16 protein-coding genes, 1 tRNA gene and 1 pseudogene are annotated in these 15,476 nt (G+C 64.7%); 7 read left to right on the top strand and 11 right to left on the bottom strand.

From position 1 onward, the window contains the following. Positions 1-91 precede the first annotated feature (91 nt). On the bottom strand, positions 92-952 hold the full coding sequence (locus VDQ28_RS10545) for a 3-keto-5-aminohexanoate cleavage protein (protein ID WP_323035897.1): 861 nt from the start codon (positions 950-952) through the stop codon (positions 92-94). Between the two features lie 93 nt (positions 953-1,045). On the opposite strand from VDQ28_RS10545, the gene VDQ28_RS10540 reads away from it, so the two are divergent. Together VDQ28_RS10540 and VDQ28_RS10535 are read left to right on the top strand one after the other, a co-directional pair. Beyond that, positions 1,046-1,663 (top strand): TetR/AcrR family transcriptional regulator, encoded by a 618-nt coding sequence (locus tag VDQ28_RS10540; RefSeq protein WP_323035896.1) that lies wholly within the window; start codon positions 1,046-1,048, stop codon positions 1,661-1,663. Continuing rightward, positions 1,660-2,535 carry a CPBP family intramembrane glutamic endopeptidase gene (locus tag VDQ28_RS10535; protein ID WP_323035895.1) on the top strand — a complete coding sequence of 292 codons (876 nt, stop codon included), beginning with the start codon at positions 1,660-1,662 and terminating at the stop codon, positions 2,533-2,535. The genes VDQ28_RS10540 and VDQ28_RS10535 overlap by 4 nt, the downstream gene beginning before the upstream one ends. 25 nt (positions 2,536-2,560) lie before the next feature. Here the strand turns inward: VDQ28_RS10535 and VDQ28_RS10530 are convergent. After that, positions 2,561-2,646, bottom strand: a tRNA-Leu gene (locus VDQ28_RS10530). A gap of 158 nt (positions 2,647-2,804) precedes the next feature. Between VDQ28_RS10530 and VDQ28_RS10525 the strand changes: the two genes are divergently transcribed. Continuing rightward, the gene (locus VDQ28_RS10525) at positions 2,805-4,454 is read left to right on the top strand and encodes a 3-(methylthio)propionyl-CoA ligase (RefSeq protein ID WP_323035894.1); all 1,650 of its coding nucleotides are present in this window, start codon (positions 2,805-2,807) and stop codon (positions 4,452-4,454) included. A 319-nt stretch (positions 4,455-4,773) separates the two neighbouring features. Here VDQ28_RS10525 and VDQ28_RS10520 read toward each other — a convergent pair whose 3' ends face one another. From VDQ28_RS10520 to VDQ28_RS10510, 3 genes are all read right to left on the bottom strand, one after another. Further along, complete coding sequence (locus VDQ28_RS10520; protein WP_323035893.1) at positions 4,774-5,148, bottom strand: Hint domain-containing protein; 375 nt, start codon at positions 5,146-5,148, stop codon at positions 4,774-4,776. Then, positions 5,129-6,670, bottom strand: a complete 1,542-nt coding sequence (locus tag VDQ28_RS10515; RefSeq protein ID WP_323035892.1) for a Hint domain-containing protein — start codon at positions 6,668-6,670, stop codon at positions 5,129-5,131. Before VDQ28_RS10515 ends, VDQ28_RS10520 begins: the two co-directional genes overlap by 20 nt. Positions 6,671-6,868: 198 nt before the next feature. Beyond that, the gene (locus tag VDQ28_RS10510; protein ID WP_323035891.1) at positions 6,869-7,789 is read right to left on the bottom strand and encodes a LysR family transcriptional regulator; all 921 of its coding nucleotides are present in this window, start codon (positions 7,787-7,789) and stop codon (positions 6,869-6,871) included. Between the two features lie 314 nt (positions 7,790-8,103). On the opposite strand from VDQ28_RS10510, the gene VDQ28_RS10505 reads away from it, so the two are divergent. Further along, positions 8,104-9,258: a M20 aminoacylase family protein gene (locus VDQ28_RS10505; RefSeq protein ID WP_323035890.1), complete on the top strand. Its 1,155-nt coding sequence runs from the start codon at positions 8,104-8,106 to the stop codon at positions 9,256-9,258. 73 nt (positions 9,259-9,331) lie between these two features. On the opposite strand, the gene VDQ28_RS10500 is transcribed toward VDQ28_RS10505, so the two are convergent. The 5 genes from VDQ28_RS10500 to VDQ28_RS10480 all read right to left on the bottom strand — a co-directional run bounded on the left by VDQ28_RS10500 (position 9,332) and on the right by VDQ28_RS10480 (position 13,314). Continuing rightward, a complete protein-coding gene (locus tag VDQ28_RS10500) occupies positions 9,332-10,753 on the bottom strand; it encodes an amidase family protein (RefSeq protein ID WP_323035889.1) in 1,422 nt (473 codons plus the stop codon). Positions 10,754-10,831: 78 nt separating this feature from the next. After that, positions 10,832-11,293 carry a DoxX family protein gene (locus tag VDQ28_RS10495; protein ID WP_323035888.1) on the bottom strand — a complete coding sequence of 154 codons (462 nt, stop codon included), beginning with the start codon at positions 11,291-11,293 and terminating at the stop codon, positions 10,832-10,834. Continuing rightward, a complete protein-coding gene (locus VDQ28_RS10490; RefSeq protein WP_323035887.1) occupies positions 11,290-12,033 on the bottom strand; it encodes a DNA-binding domain-containing protein in 744 nt (247 codons plus the stop codon). Before VDQ28_RS10490 ends, VDQ28_RS10495 begins: the two co-directional genes overlap by 4 nt. Next, on the bottom strand, positions 12,017-12,859 hold the full coding sequence (locus tag VDQ28_RS10485; protein ID WP_323035886.1) for a DUF692 domain-containing protein: 843 nt from the start codon (positions 12,857-12,859) through the stop codon (positions 12,017-12,019). Before VDQ28_RS10485 ends, VDQ28_RS10490 begins: the two co-directional genes overlap by 17 nt. 71 nt (positions 12,860-12,930) lie before the next feature. Then, positions 12,931-13,314, bottom strand: a complete 384-nt coding sequence (locus tag VDQ28_RS10480) for a DUF2282 domain-containing protein (RefSeq protein WP_323035885.1) — start codon at positions 13,312-13,314, stop codon at positions 12,931-12,933. Between the two features lie 202 nt (positions 13,315-13,516). On the opposite strand from VDQ28_RS10480, the pseudogene VDQ28_RS10475 reads away from it, so the two are divergent. The 3 genes and pseudogenes from VDQ28_RS10475 to VDQ28_RS10465 form a co-directional block, all read left to right on the top strand. Then, a pseudogene (locus VDQ28_RS10475) lies at positions 13,517-13,705 on the top strand (sigD protein); the annotation flags it as partial. 40 nt (positions 13,706-13,745) lie between these two features. Next, the gene (locus tag VDQ28_RS10470; protein WP_323035884.1) at positions 13,746-14,030 is read left to right on the top strand and encodes a sigma factor-like helix-turn-helix DNA-binding protein; all 285 of its coding nucleotides are present in this window, start codon (positions 13,746-13,748) and stop codon (positions 14,028-14,030) included. Then, on the top strand, positions 14,027-14,659 hold the full coding sequence (locus tag VDQ28_RS10465; RefSeq protein ID WP_323035883.1) for a DUF1109 domain-containing protein: 633 nt from the start codon (positions 14,027-14,029) through the stop codon (positions 14,657-14,659). Before VDQ28_RS10470 ends, VDQ28_RS10465 begins: the two co-directional genes overlap by 4 nt. Before the next feature lie 16 nt (positions 14,660-14,675). Here the strand turns inward: VDQ28_RS10465 and VDQ28_RS10460 are convergent, their stop codons facing one another. After that, positions 14,676-15,452 (bottom strand): rhomboid family intramembrane serine protease, encoded by a 777-nt coding sequence (locus VDQ28_RS10460; protein ID WP_323035882.1) that lies wholly within the window; start codon positions 15,450-15,452, stop codon positions 14,676-14,678. Between the last annotated feature and the right edge of the window lie 24 nt (positions 15,453-15,476).

The following is a 15,476-nucleotide window of genomic DNA, read 5'->3' as shown; positions in this document are numbered from 1 at the left end:
TGGAAAACCCCTTTGGCGGGGTGTGGGGCTGGCCCCACCGGTGCGCCGAGGGGGCACCCGCCCCCGAGGCGCGCCGCCCCACCAGCACCGCTCACGCCAATCCCCAGATCTGGCGCGCCTGCGCCGCCGTTGCGGGTTCGCGCCCAACGTCCCGCGCGATCCGCGCCAGCGCCTCGATCAGCGCGCCATTCCCCGGTGTGCGCGCCCCATCCGGCAAATAGAACGTATCCTCGACGCCCGTGCGCAAATGCCCGCCCAACTCCGCCGCCCGCCGGTGAACATCCCACACCTCGGCCCGGCCGATCACCGTCGTCTGCCACGCGCAGTCCCTGGGCCGGTATTTCAGCAGCAAAGGCAGCAAATCGATATCCGCCGGCATTCCCGAGGCCACGCCCATCACCAGATTGATCTGCGGGCGCTCGATCATGCCAACCTGCGCGAACATCTCGACCGAGCGCACGATCCCCAGATCAAAACACTCGAACTCGGGGCGCGTTCCGGTCTCGCGCATCACCGCCAACAGCGCCTCGATTTTCTCCACCGGGTTGTCGAACAACATCGGCGGCCAGGCCCAGCGCCCATCCGCCCGGGTCTTGAGATAATTCAGCGACCCGGCGTTACAGGCCGCGATTTCCGGCTTGGCGGCGCGCAAACAGGCCATTGGCCCGCTTTGATCCGGTCCGACGACCCCGGTGGTGAAATTCAGGATAACCCCGGGGCATTCCGCGCGAATCGCCTCCGCGATTTCCAGCGCCAGCGCGGGATCCCAGCTTGGCAAATGCCCGCGACCCTCGCCCTGTTGGCGAAAATGGACATGCATGCACACCGCCCCCGCCTCCCAGGCGTCGCGCGCCGACGCGGCCAATTCCGCGGGCGTGACCGGCACCGGATGGCTGCGGGGGTCCGTCAAGACACCGGTCAGCGCGCAGGTCAGGATGGCTTTGTCCGACATTGAAATCCTCCGATTTGTCCCAGCGTAGCAACGCCCCCCAAACCAAGCAAGCGCTTGGTTGTTTTTCCTTGCGTCACATCATACCGTCCCCGCATGACAGAGCCTTTGTTCGACCCGGAAAACGCCCGCGACCGCCTCTTGGCGGCGGCGGCAAAGCTGTTTCATCGCAAGGGTTTTGCCGCGACCACCGTGCGCGAAATCGGTGCCGAGGTCGGGATCCTGTCGGGCAGTCTGTTCCACCATGTGCGCAGCAAAGACGATATCCTGTTTGCCGTGATGGACCGGGTGATCAATGCCATGACCCGGGATCTCGCGGCGGCTCTGCACTCGGCCCCAGACCTGATCAGCCAGGTCCGCGCGTTGATCTCGGTGGAACTGTCCTATCTCCACGGGCCGAACCGCGACGCGACCGCGGTCTTGTTCCACGACTGGCGGGCGCTGCCCGTGGATCGACGGGCCATCCTGCTGGAAGGCCGCAATGCCTATTTCCAACTGTGGCAACAGGTGCTGACCGAGGCGCGCGACCACGGCCTCACCGCGGTCGATCCGGCGATCTTGCGTCAATTCCTGCACGGCGCGCTGGCCTGGACCAGCTTTTGGTATCGCCCCGATCACACACCCCCCGCCGCCATGCCGCTCGAGGCCTTGATTGATCAAGCCATCGCGATGATCTTACCGCCGGACCAAGGCGGCGCAAAAGGTGGCCGATGACGCGTGATCCCCTCTCCGACAAGGCCGCCGACGCACCCCCCTCGGCCTGGGCGGGCAGCCGTGGCCGTCGCAACGCGGTTCTGAGCATCAAAGGCGCTTTGGTGATGCTGGCACTGTGGGTTCTCGTCTCCGGTTCCGGCTTTGCGGCCCGCTTCCTCGAGATGCCAGCCGCCCTGGCCTTTCTCGAACAATCGTCGATCCCGCAAACCCTCGCCGTCGCCGGCCTCACCGTTGCGATCCTCTTTTTCGGCTGGCGCGACACGGGCCTCGGCGCGGCCAAACCCGGCACGGCCTCGGTGATGTGGTTTCCCAGCCTCTATCTGCTGGCCTTCGCCGGGATCATGCTGGCCTTCGGCGCGCCGTCCTTCGATGTTCTCCTCAGCCTGACCTACTCGATGATCTGGATTTCGATCTCCGAGGAGATCATGTTCCGCGGCCTCCTGTTCCCCGCGTTGCGGCGGCAAATGCCGCTCTGGCCCGCGATCGGCCTGACGTCAGCGCTCTTTGGGGCGGTGCATTTGTTGAACGCACTGGGCGACGGCGACCTTGTCGGCGCGATCATTCAGACCATCGCCGCCACGATGACCGGCTTCCTGCTGCTTGCGCTCCGACTGCGGCGCGGCTCATTGTGGCCTGCGATCCTCTATCACATGGCCTGGAACGTGGGTGTCTTCGGCATCGGGATCGCCGTGCAAACCGACGCCGAGTACACTGCGGAAACCGTGCGCGAGGTGGTCACGCACAATCCCTTGACCGTCGTGCTCTTGTTCGCCCTGGTTCTTCCCAATGCGCTCTATGCCCTGTGGCTGCTGCGCCACGCCCGGCGTCAGGACCTGCCCGGCGACGTGGCCCACACCGCCCCAAGAGGCTGAGCCACAAGACGCGCAGCGGTCGGGGTGGTAGCCGCTGTGGGACTCGAACCCACACGCCCATACGAGCAACGGATTTTAAGTCCGGTCTGTCTACCATTCCAGCAAGCGGCCCCACCCCGTCATATCAGCCACGACAGCGCACTCAAGCCCCCGCGCGTGGTTTTGACCGGGCGCGTAACGCCGAGTCACAAGTCGTGCAGGTTGCGGGCAGCGTCTTGACCGCTCCTTTGGTTCCGTTACCCATGGTGCACCTTGAGGGAGGACACCGAATGCTTGGTCAGATGATGAACCAACCGTTATTGATTTCCGGTTTGTTGAAACACGCAGAGCGCCATCACGGCGATCGAGAAATCGTCACGCGGCGCGTCGAGGGCGACCTGCACCGCTATACCTATCGCGATCTGGCGCGCCGAGCCCGGCAGCTGGCCAACGCCTTGGCGGCGCTGGGCGTCAACCCGACGCAACGTGTCGGCACCTTGGCGTGGAACACCCATCGCCACATGGAGCTTTATTACGGGGCGTCAGGGTCCGGCATGATCCTGCACACCCTCAACCCGCGCTTGCACCCCGATCAACTGGTCTGGATTGCCGATAACGCCGGCGATCAGGTCCTGTGTTTCGACCTCACCTTCCTGCCCTTGGTCGAGGCCACCGCCGCGCGCTATGCGACGGTCAAGCATTTCGTGCTGATGACGGACCGCGCGCATATGCCGAGCGATTCGAAAATCCCGAATCTGCTGTGCTACGAGGAGCTGATCGACGCCGCCTCGGAGGCTTATGACTGGCCGCAGATGGATGAAAACGCGGCCTCCTCGCTGTGCTATACATCGGGCACGACAGGCAATCCAAAGGGCGTGCTGTATTCTCACCGCTCCACCGTGCTGCATTCCTTCGGCGCGGTAACACCCGACGCGCTGAACCTCAGCTCCAGCGATGCGGTCTTGCCCGTTGTGCCGATGTTCCATGTGAACGCCTGGGGTCTGCCCTATTCTGCCTGCCTGGTCGGCGCCAAGGTCGTGTTCCCCGGCCCCGCGCTGGATGGCAAATCGCTCTACGAGTTGTTCGAGGCCGAAGGCGTCACCGTCTCGGCAGGCGTCCCAACCGTCTGGCAAGGGCTTCTGGCACATACCGACTCGCAGGGGGTAAAGTTCTCGACGATGAAACGCACCGTCATCGGCGGCTCGGCCTGCCCCCCCGCGATGCTGCGCGCCTTCGAAATCGACTATGGCGTGCAGGTGCTCCACGCCTGGGGCATGACCGAGATGAGCCCGTTGGGCACCGTCTGCACCTTGAAAACCCGCGCCGAAACCCTGCCCCTTGAGGATCGTCTGGCGATCCAGGCCAAACAGGGCCGCGCCATCTTTGGCGTCGATATGAAAATCGTCGATCCGGACGGGAAAGAACTGCCTTGGGACGGCACGAGTTCCGGTGAACTGCTGGTCCGCGGCCCTTGGGTGCTTGGCAGCTATTTCAACCGCGAGGGCAATGATCCCCTTCGGTTCGATTCCGCCGGGCTGGGCTGGTTTCCGACCGGCGATGTCGCCACCATCGATGCCGACGGCTTCATGCATATCACCGATCGCACCAAGGATGTGATCAAATCAGGCGGGGAATGGATCAGCTCCATCGACATCGAGAATATCGCAATGGGCCATCGCGACGTGGCGATGGCCGCCTGCATCGCGGTGCATCACCCGAAATGGGACGAACGCCCGCTGCTTGTGGTCGTGCGAAAACCGGGATCGACCATCGGCAAAGACGCCCTTCTTGCCTATTTCGACGGCAAAATCGCCAAATGGTGGCTGCCGGATGATGTGGTGTTCGTCGATGCAATCCCCTTGGGCGCAACCGGCAAAATGCAAAAGAACAAATTGCGCGAACAATTTGCGGACCACCTGTTGCCGACGATCTCGGAGTGACGGCTTGCCGCCCTCCAGCCCTGACCCGGTCTTTGTTCCGCCAAATATCCTCGGGAGGGTCCGGGAGGGGGTGAACCCCCTCCCGGTCGGCCGCGGTCCGAAAACCGCCGGCGCGTGGGGGGCTCGATGCCCCCCAAGCGCCGCCACCCCCAGCAACGCCACCCCCAAAACGCCACCCAAAACGCCACCCAAAACGCCACCCAAAACGCCACCCAAAACGCCACCCAAAACGCCACCCAAAACGCCACCCAAAACGCCACCCAAAACGCCAAAGGGCCGCCCAACCCGGGCGGCCCTTTGCCTTGCAACGCGTGACCCGTCAGGCCGCGAACAGAACCTTCGCCTCGGCCCCGTTCAGCACCGGCCGCGCCGGGGCAAACCCGTCCTTGCCCAGGTCCGGGAACAGCCCCAGCAACTCCGCGCGGGTTGCCGCATCCAGCGCATTCAGCACCGCCGCCGCAGGTTGGAAACTCTCCGTCCAGGACCCTTCGGCGCGGATGATCTGATGCGCGTCGCACATCACATGGACATAGCTCACATCGCCGACCGCCTCTTGCGAGACCCCCGGCAGACCCAGCAGATCGGCCGCCGTGACCAGCACTTCGCGCTCGCCGAACATCAGTTCCGCGCGGGCACCCGTCACCAGCATCCGGTGGCGGGGCGAGACGATCAGATCACGCTCGGGCAGGTTCACCCCCAGCGATCCCGCCGCAATCCGCACCGGTGCTGGCCGCCGGGCAGGTCGCCAGTTCGGCCGCCGTCAGGTCACGCCGCCCGACCCAGGCCAGCGACTGATAGCCGTGGTCGCGGGTCAGCACCTTGTCACCCGGCACCAGCGTTTCCACCGCCACCTTGCCGCGCAACGTGTCGATCAGGGTCCCCGGCGTGAAGCAGATGATTTCCTCGAAATTCTCGAAATCCATCCGCGAGCCGTCGTCGAAATCAACGTAGCCCGAATAGGTAAAGGTTCCGTCACCATTGTCGATCGTGTTGGTGATCGTCACATTCGGTGGCGTCTCACCGGGCAGCGGATCGGGCAGAACCAGCGTGTCAAAACCGTCCGAGCCATTCACCGTGCCGGACGTCGAGGTCAGGATCTCGACCCGGTCATCGCCAGACCCGAGGTCCAAACGCTCGATCTCGGTAAAGTTCGCGGTCCCGCTGCCGTCGGTGATCGTCCCGGATTCGTCACCGGTATAGATCACCGAAACATCATCACTCAGCGCGCCGGCATTGAGCGTATCGCCCTCCGTTTCGCCGGTTTCACCGCCGACAATCGTATGGTTTCCGAAACCGTCAAAGATCCGGAATTCATCATCGCCCGAACCGCCATAGGCTTTGTCATTGCCACCATCCAGCACCAGCGTATCATTGCCAAAACCCGGCTCGGCTGGGTCGGACGGATTTATCCCGCCATGGTCGCCCGGGTTGTTGTCGCCAATCAACGTGTCATCGCCCGCGCCACCGATGATCAGATCATCGCCCGCGCCACCAATAAGCTTGTCGTCGCCGTCCTTGCCGTACAGCGTATCGTTTCCTTCATCGCCCCAGAGGCTGTCGTGGCCCGCGCCACCGAACATCAGGTCATTGCCATCCCCGCCGAACAGCATGTCATTGCCGGTGCCACCATCAATGGTATCGTCGCCCCAACCGCCGAAAACGGTGTCATCACCACCATGAGCCTTGACGTTCGAGCCGCTGTTGTCGAGGCCATCCCCTTGCGCATCGACATAGCCCGAGCCCATCGATTTGCCGGCGTCGGTGCCGTCCACGATCCCATCGGCAGGGCCTTCGCCGGTATCCACCGCAGCAAGTGCCGTCTCGTCGATCGGGCCCGTCCCACCCGTCGCGGAATCAAGCGTGATGGATCGCACGTCGACATAGGTATTGCTTCCGTCAAGGAACAAGCCAAACTTCGAACCATCGGACAGCGTGACGATTGCAAAGGGCACGCCAGAGTCCGACCTTGCCCCGTCCTCATGCGTGACGGTGACCGAATATTCCGCAATATCCGTGACTTGCAAGTTTGTCCCGTCGACGTTGATGGTGTCGCCGGTGGTCAGGACATTCGGCGTCGCCGTGGTCGACTGGTACGACCCTCCATCGCCGTCGATACCGCCGCCGAAGCGCCCCGCGCCGTTGTAATTCAGGGTTGTGCCGGCGGTGGTTGCCGCGCCGTCACTCAGTACAATCGTATTTGGTGATAGGTCACTCATGGTCTCGTCCTCGATAAGCCACCCAAATAGGGCTGTTCCAGTCTACGTCCCGAATGCAACCGGGTCGGCCTCAACAGGGACCGCACGCCGACACCGGGCTTGATCTTTGGTATCGAGGATCAGGAATAGACAGGGTTTGTGGGGTTTCTCGGACCGAATAAGGGCAATTATGGGGCAATTGGAAACAACGTGTTTCTGTTAACCCTGATTGAGGCCGACATCCAAACCGGCCCGGCAATGGCGGATCATGTAATCAATGAACCTGTGCACCTTGGGGTCTTGCAGCTTGCGGTGCGGGTACAGACAGCCGAACACCGACGGCACCGGCGGCGTCTGTGGCAGGAGCTCGACCAACGCGCCGCTTTCCAGAAACCGCGACACTTCGATCCGTGGCTTGTTCACGATCCCCCGATCATCCAACGCCCAATGCAACAAGACATCGCCCTCATCGGCGTCGAACCGTCCGCCGACGTCCAGTTTGAGCGGCCCGCCGGGAGTTTGCAGGACCCAGAAATATTCGGGCGAGCGCGGGAATTGCAGCAGCAGGCAATTGTGCTTCTGGTCCAGCAGGTCTAACGGCACCAAAGGCGTGCCGCGCTGCGCCAGATACGCCGGTGAGGCGCACAGCACACGCGGGCAATCCATGATTTTGCGCAGTTTCAGGTTGGAATCCATCGGCGCGCCGAGGAAAAACGCCACGTCCAGTTCTTCTTCAAACAGATCAACCCGCCGATCCGAAAGCCGCAGACGGACATCAACCTCTGGAAACGCGTCGCAAAACCGGGGCACCAAAGGCGCGATCAGCCGCCGCCCCAGCCCCAGAGGCGCGGTCACCCGGATGGTGCCGCGCGGTCGGCCCGCGAACCCGGCAAGCGAGGCTTCGGCATCTTCCAGGGTCGCAACCACCAGCCGCGCCTGTTCATAAAAAACCCGCCCCGCCTCGGTCGGAACCAGCTTGCGGGTGGTTCGGTTCAGCAAACGGGTGCCCAGCCGTGCCTCCAACTGCTTGATCCGTTTCGAGGCCACAGCGGGCGTCAACCGCAAGTCGCGTCCGCCCGAGGTGATCGACCCCAGCTCAACCACCCGCACGAACACCTTGATGCTTTCCAGATATGACACGACGACCCTCTCGTTTCGTAAACAATAGCCACAAAATCGCGACGATTTTCAACAATTCGATGAAACGGGACATCCATCGCAAAAACGGCATCTTGGCCCCGTCGCGCGCCAACTTGACCCCAAGCGACCCGGCAACCATTGGCGCCCCGGGGGCAGAGCCCCCGACAGGCGCGGCCCGCCGGGCCGGGCCGCCTCTCCGGGCTGCCGGGTCCGGGGTCCTTGTGGCCCCGGACCCGGCAGCTCACCGCCAACAAACCGGTTGCATTCGGCAACCCCCAAAGCGCAAACTGCCCGGACCCCAAGCCGGAGCCCCCATGTCCATTCCCCAACGCATCCAAGATTTTGCCGCAGAGCTCACCGCCATCCGCCATGACCTGCACGAACACCCGGAACTTGGCTTTGAAGAAATCCGTACCTCTGGCATTGTCGCGGAGCACCTCAAATCCCTGGGGATCGAGATCACCACGGGTCTGGGCAAGACCGGCGTCGTTGGTGTCCTGAAAGGCAACCGCCCCGGGCGCACGATCGGCCTGCGCGCCGATATGGATGCGCTGCCGATCCACGAATTGACCAACCTGCCCTATGCCTCGAAAACCCCCGGTGTGATGCACGCCTGCGGCCATGACGCGCACACCACGATCTTGCTGGGCGCGGCGCGCTATCTGTCAGAAACCCGCGACTTTGCCGGCACCGTCGTGTTCATCTTTCAGCCCGCCGAAGAGGGGTTGGGCGGCGCGCGGCGCATGATCGCCGACGGGTTGTTCAAGAAATTCCCGTGTGACGAGATTTACGGCTTGCACAACTGGCCGTCGGGCAACCCCGGCGTCATCAACATCACCCCCGGCAAGGCGCTGGCCGGGGCGGATTTCTTTGACATCACCCTGACCGCCAAGGGCTGCCACGCCGCCGCACCCGATGCCGGCATTGACAGCATCGTCATTGCCTCGTCGCTGGTGCAGCAATTGCAATCCATCGTGTCGCGCAATGTGGAACCCTCGGATCAGATCGTGCTCTCGGTGACCCAATTCCACGCCGGAGCCGCCTATAATGTTCTGCCCGAAGTCGCGACCCTGGCCGGAACCATGCGCTATTTCAACCGCGACACGGCGGCCATGGTGCGCACCCGGATGCAGGATCTCTGCGCCGGAATGGCCAAGTCTTACGGCGTGCAGATTGCGCTCGACATGCGCAATGTGTTCGACGTTCTCGAAAACGACCCGACCTTGTCAGAGGCAATGATTGACGTCGCACAGGGGCTCGTTGGCACGAAGGCGCAGATCTCCACCCGGCAGGTCATGGGGTCAGAAGATTTCGCCGATATGCTGCAAGTCGTGCCGGGTGCCTATTGCATGGTCGGCCACGCGGGCGCGGTGCCGCTGCACAACCCCGGCTATGTCTTTGATGACGCAGCACTGCCTTTGGGCGTCGCGCTCTTGGCGCGCATGGTCGAGGTGCGCGGCGAGGCCTGACCCCGCAGCGCCACCGGGCCAGCCAGGTTTGAGTATTTTTGGCAAGATGAAGCCGCAAGAGCGCTGCGTGGGGTCAGCCCATCCGGGACCACAGGTGCGGGGCCATCGGGCCGATCCGGTCCTCGATGGCGATCATCGCATCGACGACCAGATCCTCGCGCCAGCGCTGCCCGACGATCTGCACGCCGATCGGTTGCGGCCCGGTGTCGAGCGCCGCGAGGCGCGCGGGCACATTCCCGGCGGGCAGGCCGAGAAAGTTGAACCCCGTGCACCAGAATGCCGAGGCCAGCGCCTCGTGCACACCCTCGGCCCCTTGCGTGTCGCGGCCCGGGCCAAAGAACGGCTGCGGCATGAAGGGGGTCAGCACCAGCGGGTATTCGGCCAGCAACAGTGACCATTGCCGCGCCAAGCCGGTGCGCGCAGCCAGCACGCGCAGGTAGTCGTCGGTGGCATAGGGCGGGAACTGGCGGAAATATTCGTCAAAGATCGCCCGCACCGTGTCCGAGCCGATGCGCGCGATATCCGGGCCGGACATGGCCTGCGTCTCGGTCATCAGGGCGCGAATGCCCATTTCGGCAAGGTCGGCGAGGGACGGCGGGGTGATCTCGGTCAGCGCGTAGCCTGCGTCAACCAGTGCTGCGCGCGCATCGTTCAGCGAGGCGGCAACCTCGGGGTGCAATGCGTTGCCCAGCATCTCGGTGGTAAAGCCGACCTTGATCGGCCCCTCCAGCGCCGCGCCGCGCCACGGCAGCGGCACATGGAACGGGTCGCGCGGATCGGCGCGGATCATCGCCGGCATCGCCAGATGCAGGTCACGCGCGCTGCGGGTGATCAGCCCCTGCACCGACATGGATTGCGACAGCATCCCGCGTTCGGCCGCTTGCGAGGGGTTCCACGCCGGCACGCGCCCCAGCCCCGGCTTGACCGTCACCGCGCCATTGGCCGCCGCCGGAAAGCGCAGCGACCCGGCGATGTCATTGCCATGTGCCAGCGCCCCGCACCCGGCCATCACCGCCGAGCCCGCGCCGCCCGATGAGCCCCCCGCGCTGATATGCTTGCCCCAGGGGTTATGCGTGCGGCCGTGCAGCGGGTTGTCGGTGTCGATGCGAAAGGAAAACTCGGGCGTGTTGGTGCGGCCAATCACCACCGCGCCCGCATCCAGCAGGTTCTTGACCAGCGGCGCATCCTCGGCCGCGATCCAGTCCTTGAGCGCGGGCAAGCCGTTCGATGTCGCCTGCCCCACCTGATCGACGTTGATCTTGATGGTGATCGGCACGCCGTGCAGCGGGCCTTTGTCGCCGGAGTGGGCATCCAGCGCCCGCGCGCGGATCAGCGCCGCCTCGGACAGATCGACCACCACCGCGTTCAGGTCCGGGTTCACCGCCTGCATCCGGTCGATCGAGGCGCTGACCGCCTCGGTGGCGCTGACCTCTCTGGCGTGGATCCGCGCGGAAAGTTCGCTGGCAGAAAGCTGCCACAACGGCACGTCAGTCATGAAAAACCCCCAATTGACCTTGTGCCGCAGGTTAGAGTGCTGCGGCACAGTCAGGCAATGGCTGATTTCAGCCGCAGGTCAGCGATCCAGCCCCAGCAGGCGGTCCAAGGAAATCCGCCCCGGCCCGTACGCCATCACGGCAAGGAAGCTGGCAGCCCAAAGCCCATGCGTCACCCAGGCCTGCGGATAGACGAAAATCTGGATCACGGCGGTCATGACCAGGAGCGCGGCGGCGGCGAACCGGGTGAACAGACCCGCGACCAGCAGCACGGAAAAGAGATGCTCGGCGAGGGTCGCCATGACCGCCGCCCAGGTGAAGGGGATCAGGGGCAGCGCGTATTCATGCTCGAACAGGAACCACGTCGAGTCGGCAATCGCGAAACCATCGACCTTGGTTTGCCCCGACAGCCAGAACACCCAGGCCACGAACACCCGCGCCGCCAGAGCCACCAGATCGCGCGGCACCAACCCTCCGATCCAGGAGTTCAGGTGCAGCACCCTGCTGCGCGGGTCGGTGACGGTGTGGCTGAGGTCGGTCATGAGGTCTCTCCCGTGATGGCGGTGATCAGCCCGTGTTGCAGCAACAAGGCCAGTAAAACGGTGGGGTCGTGGTCGGCAGCGGCCTCGCCCAAGGGCGCGCCGTCGAGGAGGGCGACAAGGATCGCGTGTTGCGCCGCGTCCAGCGCAAGGACCGGCACGTCAAAGTGCGGCGTGCGCCCGATCAGCGCGTATTCGGGGCCTTTGGGAACCGGCTGCTGGCTGGTGCCGGGCTGGTTGTTGGCCCAGATCGTCACCGCGGGGAATCGGCTGGCAAAGGCGCTGACCGATGGCGCGAGGGTCAGGCGCAACCCCGAGGGATCGCCCGCAAGCAAGGCGGCGGGGTCAGCGGTGGGCGCATCGGCGGCGTGATAGGCGCGGCCCCGCGCCAGTTCCAGCCGTGCGACATCGGGCAGATAGGGCAGCTTGGCGACCGGCGGAAACCCTTGCAGAAATGCCGGAAACTCACCGCCCCAGTCGATCAGAACCGGGGTTTCGGGCGGATGCCGCGCGGCGAAAACACGGGCCATGGCGGTGAAGAACTCAGTGCCGACCAGCCGGTCAACCACCGGGAATCGTTGCCGCAGAGCGCTGCACAGCCCATGCTGCACGTTGTTGCGATAGACCAGAAAGCGGCGGTCATTCGCGCAGGCCGCGCCCAACCCCTCGGGGGTCTCGGGCGACCAGAGCGCGGCCTGAAACCGCGCCTGCATCATGGCATGGGCGTCACGCGGCCCGGACATGGCGCGCGCCTTTCAGGCGGGTTTCGGCCCGCGCCGCCTCGGCCAGCAGCACGTCGAAACCGGGCACCTCGTTGTCCCATTCGATCAGGCTGGGCAGCGGGCCCGTGCGGGCCAGAACCTCGGAAAACAGGGTCCAGACCGGGTCGGCGACGGGGCGCGAATGGCTGTCGATCAACAAGGGGCCGTCGGGCAGCGCCTCGGCCTCGTGACCCGCCAGGTGGATCTCGCCCACCAGATCCAGCGGGAACTCCGCCAGATAGGCGCGCGGGTCGGTGCGGTGATTGGTGGCGCTGACAAAGACGTTGTTGACGTCCAGAAGCAACCCGCAGCCGGTGCGCCGCGCGATCTGCGCCAGAAACGCGGTCTCGGGCCAGGTGCTGTCGGCAAAGGTCACATAGGTCGCCGGGTTCTCCAGCAACAACCGGCAGCCCAGCGCCTCTTGGGTCTCGTCGATATGGTCGCAGATCGTGGTGAGCGTCTGGTCGGTATAGGGCAGCGGCAGCAGGTCATTGAGCCACGCCGCCCCATGCGAGGACCACGCCAGATGCTCGGAAAAACTCTCGGGTTTGTGGCGATCCATCAGGCCCCGCAGCCGCGCCAGATGCGCGCGGTCCAGCGGCCCCGCCCCGCCAATCGACAGGCCAACCCCGTGGATCGAAAGCGCGTGCGCGTCATGCAGACGTTCCAGCATGTGATGCGGGGCACCGCCCGCGCCCATGTAATTCTCGGCATGAACCTCATAGAACCCGACTGCGCCGGGCCGGGCCATGATCTGATCGAAATGCTCGGGCTTGAAGCCGAGGCCGGGGGTCGCTGGCAGGGTCATCGCGCGATCCTTGATTCGGGAATGGTCGAAATTGGCCACCCCGGCCCTCGCCGGGGCGGCCAAAGGGCGGATCACATCGTGACAGGCATGTAGGTCGCCGCAATCGCCGCATCCAAACCGGCCGGCAGATCGCGATTCACGCCGGGGCCATACGACCCCTCGGCCAGCGTCGCTTCGGTCACGCCCAAACGCGCGTGGCCCATGCCGTCAGCCGGGATTTCCATCGTCTCGCAGGTGCCCGCCGGAACCATCTCCCAGGCGTTGCCCTGATAATCCATCGTCGACGACCCGGCGCAGGTCGTGCCCGGACCGGCCGCGCAATCATTGGCACCGGCAAGCGAGACGCCATAGCATTTTTCCTGCGCGGCGGCGTGGCTTTCGGCGCTGGCGGCACCCGCCGCCATGCTCAGGGCGGCGGCGATCGAAGCGGCAAGGATCGGGGTCGATTTGTTCATGGTTTCTCTCCTGTTGGTGGCCGCATCCGTTGCGGACCTGCTCGACAAGACGTAGAAAAAGACAGCAACGTTACGCGGATCACGCACCCGTGACTTGAAAAACTTTCGCGTGGACTTGCCGTCTGGCGGTGTAACAAGTGGTCCGTTCCACCCGTATGGAGACTGTGTGACTCTGCCTGCTGATGCCAGTTGGGAAGACCTGATGCGCGCCGCGAACCGGGGCGAGCAGCAGCCCTATGCGCGGCTCCTGGTCGAGATCACGCCCGTTGTGCGGGGCATTGTGCGCGCACGCGGTGGGGCGTTGGGCCCTGAAGGTTGCGAGGATGTCGTGCAGGAGGTCTTGCTGACGATCCATATGAAGCGCCAGACATGGCGCGAGGACGCGCCGCTGCGGCCCTGGCTCTATGCCGTGACGCGGCACAAGGTGGTGGATGCGTTCCGCGCGCGGGGGGAAACGGATCGACCTGCCGGTCGAGGATTTCATCGACGTGCTGCCCGCCCCCGCCGACCCCGATCCGTTCGAGGCGCAGGACATGGACCGCGTGATCGACCGGCTGGAGCCACGCGCCGCGCAAATCGTGCGGGCGATTGGCATCGACGGCGAGAGTGCCGCCGATACCGGCGCGCGTCTGGGCATGACCGAAGGGGCGGTGCGTGTCGCGTTGCATCGGGCGCTGAAATCTCTCGCGCGGTTGCGGGAAAGGATGATTGAATGAAAACCGAAGACCTGATCGCCGCCCTGGTGGCTGACACAACGCCGCAGAAATCCACCGGCACACGGTTGTTTCAGGCGTTGCCGCTGGCGGTGCTGGTCTCGCTGCTGGCGCTGATTGCCTTGTGGAGCGTGCGCCCGGATCTCTCGGCCGCCATCGCCTCGCCTGCGTTGATCAAGACCGTCCTGCCCGCCGGTCTGGCACTGATCGCGCTGTGGCTGGCGCACGGCCTCTCGCACCCCGAGGCGCGGGCGCGCGCGCAATGGGCGACCATCGGCGTCGTGGCCATCGGCTTTGCCGTGGCACTGGCGCAGGGGCTGCTTTCGGGGGGGTGGTCCGGGTTGAAAAGCGCCCTGCAGACGCCGAACCTGATCACATGTTTTGTCTCGATCCCGCTCCTGTCCAGCCTGCCCCTTGCGGCGGTGATCTGGGCCATGAAATCGGGCGCGCCGGCAAACCTGCGTCAGGCAGGGGCGGCCGCCGGGTTGCTGGCAGGGGCGGCGGGCACGGCGGTGTATTCGCTGCATTGCCCTGAGGATTCGCTGCTGTTCTTTGGCCCCGCCTACGGGCTGAACATCCTGATCATGGTCGCGATCGGCGCCGTGATCGGGCCGCGCTGGTTGCGGTGGTAGCCGAGGCTTTCACGGGTTATTCATCGCGCCGAAACAGACCGCGCGCCACGGGCGGCGGCAAAACGGCCCCGCGACGGCGCACGACAGGCATCGACAATTGCGCCAACGGATGCGGCGGAAGCCCGTGGAACCGACGCCAGAACATCGTGCCGCCACGCATCCGCCACAGCCGCGCGGCCATGCCGACCCCGGCCAGAAATCCACCGATATGCGCCCAGAACGCAACCGAGGTCGAGGACGGCGGCGTCGATAACCCGCCCCAAACCTGAAGCGTGAACCACAGGCTCAACAGAAACCACGCCGGCACCGCGACCACCCGCATCGTCACCACCAGATAGAGCATCAGCTCGACGCGGGCGCGCGGGAACATCAGCAAATAGCCCCCCATGACCCCCGCCACGGCCCCCGACGCGCCCGCCACAGGCACCGGGCTGTCAATCGCTGCGACATATTGCATCATCGCCGCGATCAACCCGCAGGCCAGATAAAAGCCCAGAAACGGCAAGGCCCCCATCTCGAATTCCAGATTGTCGCCAAAGATGCGCAAAAACAGCATGTTGAGGCCGATGTGAAACCATCCACCGTGAATGAAAATCGACGTCAGCGGCGTGATCAGCCGCTCACCCGCCGAAATTTGTGCAGGCACCATGCCCCAGGCGTGGAACACGGCGCTCACACTCTCCTCGGTGCCCGCCGGCCAGTAGGACAGGAACACGACAAAGTTCAGGGCGATCAAGGCCCAGGTGACAAAAGGCGTGTGCCCGGAGGGGTTGCGGTCGCGGATTGGTAACATGGCGCGACATTTCCGCGATCTTGC

Origin of the sequence: Pararhodobacter sp., assembly GCF_034676545.1 — a bacterium.
GTDB lineage: Bacteria > Pseudomonadota > Alphaproteobacteria > Rhodobacterales > Rhodobacteraceae > Pararhodobacter.
The sequence above is the reverse complement of the archived record's forward strand: the minus strand, read 5'-3'. Positions and strand labels throughout refer to the sequence as shown.

Coding starts and splice junctions, on each gene's coding strand:
- VDQ28_RS10545 (WP_323035897.1), bottom strand. CDS start 952: ATGTCGGACAAAGCCATCCTGACCTGCGCGCTGACCGGTGTCTTGACG.
- VDQ28_RS10540 (WP_323035896.1), top strand. CDS start 1,046: ATGACAGAGCCTTTGTTCGACCCGGAAAACGCCCGCGACCGCCTCTTG.
- VDQ28_RS10525 (WP_323035894.1), top strand. CDS start 2,805: ATGCTTGGTCAGATGATGAACCAACCGTTATTGATTTCCGGTTTGTTG.
- VDQ28_RS10460 (WP_323035882.1), bottom strand. CDS start 15,452: ATGTTACCAATCCGCGACCGCAACCCCTCCGGGCACACGCCTTTTGTC.
- VDQ28_RS10465 (WP_323035883.1), top strand. CDS start 14,027: ATGAAAACCGAAGACCTGATCGCCGCCCTGGTGGCTGACACAACGCCG.
- VDQ28_RS10495 (WP_323035888.1), bottom strand. CDS start 11,293: ATGACCGACCTCAGCCACACCGTCACCGACCCGCGCAGCAGGGTGCTG.
- VDQ28_RS10485 (WP_323035886.1), bottom strand. CDS start 12,859: ATGACCCTGCCAGCGACCCCCGGCCTCGGCTTCAAGCCCGAGCATTTC.
- VDQ28_RS10515 (WP_323035892.1), bottom strand. CDS start 6,670: ATGAGTGACCTATCACCAAATACGATTGTACTGAGTGACGGCGCGGCA.
- VDQ28_RS10490 (WP_323035887.1), bottom strand. CDS start 12,033: ATGTCCGGGCCGCGTGACGCCCATGCCATGATGCAGGCGCGGTTTCAG.
- VDQ28_RS10500 (WP_323035889.1), bottom strand. CDS start 10,753: ATGACTGACGTGCCGTTGTGGCAGCTTTCTGCCAGCGAACTTTCCGCG.
- VDQ28_RS10505 (WP_323035890.1), top strand. CDS start 8,104: ATGTCCATTCCCCAACGCATCCAAGATTTTGCCGCAGAGCTCACCGCC.
- VDQ28_RS10535 (WP_323035895.1), top strand. CDS start 1,660: ATGACGCGTGATCCCCTCTCCGACAAGGCCGCCGACGCACCCCCCTCG.
- VDQ28_RS10480 (WP_323035885.1), bottom strand. CDS start 13,314: ATGAACAAATCGACCCCGATCCTTGCCGCTTCGATCGCCGCCGCCCTG.
- VDQ28_RS10470 (WP_323035884.1), top strand. CDS start 13,746: ATGCGTTCCGCGCGCGGGGGGAAACGGATCGACCTGCCGGTCGAGGAT.